The organism is Brevibacillus fortis (genome assembly GCF_003013395.1).
Classification (GTDB): domain Bacteria; phylum Bacillota; class Bacilli; order Brevibacillales; family Brevibacillaceae; genus Brevibacillus; species Brevibacillus fortis.
The window spans coordinates 1-6989 of sequence record NZ_PXZM01000017.1 but is presented as its reverse complement, the minus strand read 5'-3'; the positions used below and the strand labels follow the sequence as shown (position 1 = coordinate 6989).

Annotated in this window: 2 protein-coding genes; both read left to right on the top strand. The window is 50.3% G+C overall.

Translation table 11 applies throughout. The annotated features are described in order from the left end of the window. On the top strand, nucleotides 1–5156 hold a 5156-nt coding region (locus C7R93_RS11790; protein ID WP_146142425.1), incomplete at its 5' end, for a non-ribosomal peptide synthetase. 4 nt (nucleotides 5157–5160) lie between these two features. Continuing rightward, a partial coding sequence (locus C7R93_RS11785) for a condensation domain-containing protein (RefSeq protein WP_146142424.1) occupies nucleotides 5161–6989 on the top strand: 1829 nt, incomplete at its 3' end.

The window sequence follows — 6989 nt, the reverse complement described above, 5'->3', positions numbered from 1 at the left end:
ATCGGATCGAGTTGGGAGAGTTGGAGGCTGTCCTTCGAACCCATCCGGCTGTCAAGGAAGCCGTGGTGACGGCAAGAGAAGACAAGCTGGGTGACAAACGTCTGGCGGCGTATGTGACGAAAAAAGAGGATAGTAGGGAAGAGGGCACTGACTTAGCCGTCTGGGCAAAAGCAAAATTGCCGGAGTTTATGGTTCCCTCTGTCTTTGTCTGGCTGGACGCTATGCCGCTCACACCGAATGGCAAGATCGACCGGAAGCAGCTGCCAGAGCCGGAGTGGGGGCAAATGGCTTCTGCACAAGAGTATGTCGCGCCACGCAACCATACGGAGGAGCAGGTCGCCGCGATCTGGTCGCAAGTGCTCGGTATCGAAAAAGTCGGGATTCAGGACAACTTCTTCGAGTTGGGCGGGCATTCTCTCTTAGCGACACGGGTCATTTCCCGACTTCGTGACATGTTTGCAGGAGAAGTCCCTATCCGTACTCTTTTCGAAAACCCAACCGTTGCAGAACTATCCGAAGCACTCGGAAGCTTTTTACAAGAAACATCAGGAGCTTCGATCGTACCTGTTTCACGGGAAAGTCATCTGCCCTTGTCCTTTGCCCAGCAGCGTCTGTGGTTCCTGGATCAGCTGATGCCAGACAGCGCCTTGTACAACATCCCGCAAGCGATGCGATTGCACGGCGATCTGAATATAGAAGCTTGGAACAAGAGCTTGCAGGTACTAATTCAGCGCCACGAAAGCTTGCGGACAACCTTTGGCCACGTAGATGGACAAGCCGTACAAATGATTCACCCTTATGAAGAGCAGCCGTTACGTGTAATCGACTTACGGGAGCTACCAGCGGACGAGTGCGAAGCAGAAGCACAGCGTCTGGCAGGAAGAGAGGCAGCTACGCCATTCAACCTGAGCGAAGGTCCGTTGTTCCGTACGACCTTGATCCGCATAAGCGAGCAAGAAACGATTTTCCTTATGAACATGCATCACATCATCTCTGATGGTTGGTCGATGGGAGTATTTATTCGCGAATGGTTCACTTCCTACGAAGCGATTAGCCAAAACGGCATACCAGCCTTAGCTGATTTACCTGTGCAGTATGCTGACTACGCGGCTTGGCAACGCGAGTGGCTCCAAGGTCCGGTATTAGACGAACAGCTCTCTTACTGGAGTGAAAAATTAAGTGGTGCTGAACCGCTTCTCACCTTGCCGACAGACCGTTCACGTCCTGCTGTACAAACGTACGAGGGAGCGATGTATTCAACGACGCTCGCAGGTGAACTTCTCGACAAATTACAAACACTTAGCCGTAAAGAAGGATCGACGCTGTTCATGACCTTGCTGGCTGCCTTCCAAACTTTGCTCTACCGCTACAGTGGACAGGAAGATATCCTCGTCGGAAGCCCGGTTGCTGGACGCAACAGACAAGAGACGGAGCAATTGATTGGATTCTTCATTAATACATTGGTGCTACGTACGAACATGTCAGGGGAACCGACATTCCGTGACTTGCTGGCAAGAGTGAAGGAGACGGCGCTAGAAGCCTATGCTCATCAGGATCTTCCGTTTGAAAAATTGGTCGATGAACTGGCGCTGGAGCGTAGTCTCAGCTACTCCCCGCTGTTCCAAGTGATGTTTGTCCTCCAAAACTTCCAGCTGGACTTAGACGAAAAGGCTGGTATTCGCGTATCGGAATTCGATATGGACAAGCATCTGGTCACCGCCAAATTCGACCTGACGTTGACCATGGCAGAAAAACAAAACGGATTGATCGCAACGTTTGAGTACAATACAGCGCTGTTTGATGAAACGACGATTGTGCGAATGTCACAGCACTTCCAGCAATTACTCGAAGCCATCGTTCAGATGCCGGAGCAGACCATTACCCAATTGCAGTTGTTGCCTCAGGCAGAACGGGAGCAACTGCTGGTGGAATGGAACGACACGACGACTGCTTACCCACGGGATCAACGCGTGGATCAATTGTTCCAGCAGACCGCGATGCTTTACCCGAATCGCATTGCAGTGGTATCGGGAGACCAGAGGCTCACATACGCCCAGTTAGAGACACGAGCCAACCAGGTAGCCAACTACCTGCAAAAACAAGGCGTTCGCTCAGGTTCACTCGTCGGTATTTGCGTGAAGCGTTCTCTCGAAATGCTGATCGGGGTGCTTGGAATTCTCAAAGCGGGTGGGGCTTATGTACCGTTCGATTCGGATTATCCGAAAGAACGTCTGGCCTACATGATGGACGACGCTCACGTCACTGTTTTGCTCACGCAGGAGCATCTTCTACCGTCATTCCCATCTGGAGAGCATACGCCGATTTGTCTGGATCGCGACTGGGCAATGATTGCCGAAGAAAGTGAACGCGCACCTGACATTGAGACCACAGCGGAGAGTCTCGCTTACGTGATCTATACTTCTGGTTCTACCGGGTTGCCAAAAGGAACGCTTGTTATCCATCGAGGCATTGTCCGTCTCGTCAAAGAAACCGACTACGTGACGATTACAGAGCAGGACGTTTTCCTGCAAGCGTCCACGGTATCGTTCGATGCGGCGACCTTTGAGGTTTGGGGCAGCTTGCTCAATGGGGCAAAGCTGGTGCTGATGCCGCCTGATCTGCCTTCCCTAGAAGAACTGGGACAAGCTATTCAGACTCACCAGGTTACGACTCTTTGGCTGACGGCGGGACTGTTCACCCTGATGGTTGATCATCACAAAGAGTACCTGACGGGGGTTCGGCAACTGCTCGTTGGTGGAGATGTCGTCTCAGTTCCTCACGTAAGAAAAGCGTTGGAAATCGAAGGGGTAACGATCATCAACGGGTACGGTCCAACGGAAAACACGACATTCACCTGCTGCTATCCGGTCACGGAGTTGCCAGAGACGATCAGTTCTTTCCCAATTGGCCGTCCGATCAAGAATACGACTGTGTACGTACTTGATAGCAACATGCAGCCCGTCCCGATTGGCGTAACAGGTGAACTGTACATCGGCGGAGATGGTCTGGCGAAAGGATATTTGAATCGTCCTGATTTGACGGAAGAACGCTTTGTACCAAACCCGTTCTCAACCGATCCGCAGGCACGACTCTATCGGACTGGTGACGTGGTTCGTTACCTGCCAAATGGTCTGATCGAATTCATCGGTCGAATCGATAATCAGGTGAAAATCCGCGGATTCCGCATCGAGCTGAGTGAAGTAGAGTCCGTTTTAGCCAAACACCCTGCGCTTGCCGCATCTGTAGTCATTGTCCGCGAAGACGAACCGGGCAAGAAACAGCTCGTAGCTTATGCGGTCAAGGAAGCGGAGCAAGAAATGGACACAGCCGAGCTGCGCAAGCACTTCAAAGCACATGTACCGGATTATATGGTGCCATCCGCTTTCGTCATGCTAGATGAATTGCCGCTTACGCCAAACGGGAAAGTAGACAGAAAAGCACTTCCAGTCCCTGTCTATGATCGCAGCCAAGATGTTGATTCGTTTACACAGGCTACCAACCTAATCGAACAAAGATTGACGGAAATCTGGTGCGGCGTTCTGCGAATGGATCGCATCGGCATTCACGATAACTTTTTTGAGCTTGGGGGCGACTCCATCCTCAGCATTCAAATCGTCGCGCGTGCAAACAATGCTGGCATCCATCTAACTCCGAAGAATCTTTTTGACCATCAAACGATTGCAGAGTTGGCAAAGATTGCAGGCCAAAGCACGAAAATAGAAGCAGAGCAAGGAATGGTAACAGGTGAAGCTCCACTATTGCCGATCCAAAAATGGTTCTTCGAGCAAGAGCAACCAACACCACATCACTGGAACCAATCGATGCTCCTGCAAGTGAACGAACAATTGGACGAAGAGCATCTGGAGCAAGCCATTACCCACCTGCTCACTCACCACGACGCGCTCCGCCTGCGTTATACCTACACAGATGGACAGTGGAAGCAGACACACGCAGAAGTCGAATCGGAAGTTTTGCTCATGGTGGAGGATCTTAGTATGATCTCGCCAGCTCAGCACTTGAGAAGAATCGAAAAACTTTCACACCAAGCACAAGCGAGCCTAGATTTGGAAAACGGACCGCTCATGAAGATCGTGTACTTCGATCTCGGGTATGATCGACCAGGCCGTTTGCTAATTGTCATTCACCATTTGGCGGTAGACGGCGTATCGTGGCGAGTGCTGATCGAAGACTTGCAAACGGCATACAGGCAGGCTGTGGAGGGAACAGAGATTCAATTGCCAGCAAAGACAACCTCCTACAAGGCATGGGCAGTAAAAATGAATGAGTACGCATCTTCTGAACGTATTGTCGCTGAAAAGGAGTACTGGATAGCTGCAGCAGACGAGATGGTGTCCTTTCCACCACCAATCCATGACGGTGAGTTGAACACAGAAGGAAACTGCCGGACGATTACGATTTCAATGGAGGAAGAAGAGACAGAAACCCTGCTACAGAAAGTACCGTCCCGTTACCGCGCGCAAATCAATGATGTTCTATTGACCGCGTTAGCATTGGCACACGCCAAATGGACTGGAGAACAATCCTTACTAGTCGACCTAGAAGGTCACGGTCGTGAAGATTTGTTCTCCGAGGTCGATCTCTCCCGCACGGTCGGCTGGTTTACGTCCATGTATCCACTCCTGATTCGACTGGATCAGAACATGTCTCAGGAAGATGCGCTGGTAAGAGTCAAAGAGAAGCTTCAACGAATTCCGAACAAAGGCCTTGGATACGGCATCCTGCGCTACTTGACAAAAGATAATGAGGTGTCCGAAAAGCTAGCGGCTATTCCGCAACCACCGATTAGCTTCAACTATCTGGGACAATTCAATCAGGCGGGAGAAGGAGATTCCCTTTTTGGATTTGCGACAGGAGAAAGAGGCTCCAACATCAGTCCCGACAACAGACGAGCTCATCTGATTGATGTGGTAGGGGCAGTCACAGGAGGCAAGCTGAACCTAAGCTTCCTCTACAGCGAGACATTGCATAGCGAAGCGAGCGTCGAGACTTTCGCCCGTCATTTCACGGAAATCCTGCGTTCACTGATACAAGCGGAGAAACAAAGCTATAGAACCGAAGACTTCGAGGATGCAGACTTGAGTCAGACGGCGTTAAACAAGGTTCTCTCCAAGCTGAAGAAAAGAAAGGGGAATTAATCCAATGGGGGATTTTACTGATCTATACACCTTATCCCCGCTGCAAGAAGGGATGTTGTTCCATTCGCTGTACTCTGAGGGTTCAGCCTATATGGTGCAGAACATTGCCATTCTTACAGGCGAGCTTGACATCGTCAACTTTGAAAAAGCCTGGAACAAAGTGGTGCAAAGACATTCCATTTTGCGTACTGGATTCCTTTGGGAAGAGGTAGAGAAGCCGCTTCAGGTGGTCTTCGAAAGTGTTCCTTTTTCCATACAACAGGAAGACTGGTCACATCACACCGATGAAGAGCAGAAAACCATGCTGACATCGTTTTTGCAAAAAGAAAAAGAGGCGGGCTTCGACTTGAGCGAAGCCCCTCTCATGCGAGTGACGGTCATTAAAAAGGCCAAAGATGTGCACCAGTTCATCTGGAGCTTCCACCATTTGCTCTTAGATGGATGGAGTAGCCCCATTCTTTTTCAGGAAGTCCTCGATTTCTATGAGGCGTACTGCCAAAGCAAGGACTTGAGACTTCCACAGCCAAAGCCATTCAAAGATTATATCTCCTGGCTTCGCCGTCAGGACAAGACGGAATCTGAAAAGTTCTGGCGCGAGTTCCTAGCGTCCGTCGAGAGTCCCACACCTCTTCCCTTTGAATCTTATGCCTTGAGAGGTTCAGAGCAGGAAATAGGGATTCATGAATCGACTCGAACCTTGACTTATGGAGTTTCGAAGGCTCTCTTGAAATTAGCTCGAACTTATAAGGTTACGATCAACACCATCGTGCAAGGGGCATGGGCCATTCTCCTCAGCCGTTTGAGCGGAGAAGAAAGCGTGGTATACGGTGTAACCGGTTCCGGGCGCCCCAGCGATCTGCCAGGTGTAGAGCAGATGGTTGGAATGTTTATCAACACTTTGCCGATGAAAACGAAAGTCGAGCCTGAGCAAACGTTGGATCAGTGGTTCAAAGAGTTACAGGACCAGCAATCTAGAGTCCGACAGTATGAATACTCTCCATTGGTGGATATCCAGGGCTGGACGGATGTACCGCGTGGACTACCACTGTTTGAAAGTATTTTCGTATTTGAGAACTATCCGCTGGGAGAAGGGGAAGAGAGGGAATTCGGTTTTCTCATCTCTAATGTACAGCACTTCCAAGAAGTAGATAATCCGCTCACGATTGTCGGGATTCCGGGCGAGCAGTTTAGCATCAAAATGATGTACAGGACAGACCGCTTTGAACAGGTGGCAATCGAACGGACACTCGACCAAATGGCATCCATTCTAGTAGCAATCGTCGAGAATCCGAAGCAACGCCTGTCCTCTATCTCTTTTCTCAGTCAAGAAGAAAGACAGTTTCTACTGTTCGGGCAAAACGAAACCGCGAGCGACTACCCTCGGGATAAAACGGTTCAACAACTGTTTGCCGAAACAGCGGCTCTATACCCAGATCGTATCGCCGTCGTTGCGGGGGAAGAACAGTTGACCTACGCCGAGCTGGAGGCAAAAGCCAATCAGCTTGCCAACTACTTGCAAAAGCAAGGAGTAGAAGCGGGTACTTTTGTCGGACTTTGCGTAGAGCGCTCGTTAGATATGCTCGTTGGTATGCTCGGGATTCTCAAAGCAGGTGGAGCGTATGTGCCACTCGACCCAGCGTATCCGCAAGAACGTCTTGCTTTCATGCTGGAAGATGCCCAGATTTCCATTTTATTGACACAGGAGCATTTGTCTTACAAGTGGCAAGGACAAGGGCTTAGCATTTTTTCTCTCGACCATGCTGGGGAGAAATGGGCAGAAGAAAGTACACTTGCTCCTCAAGTAGATATGACTGCCGACAGTCTCGCCTACGT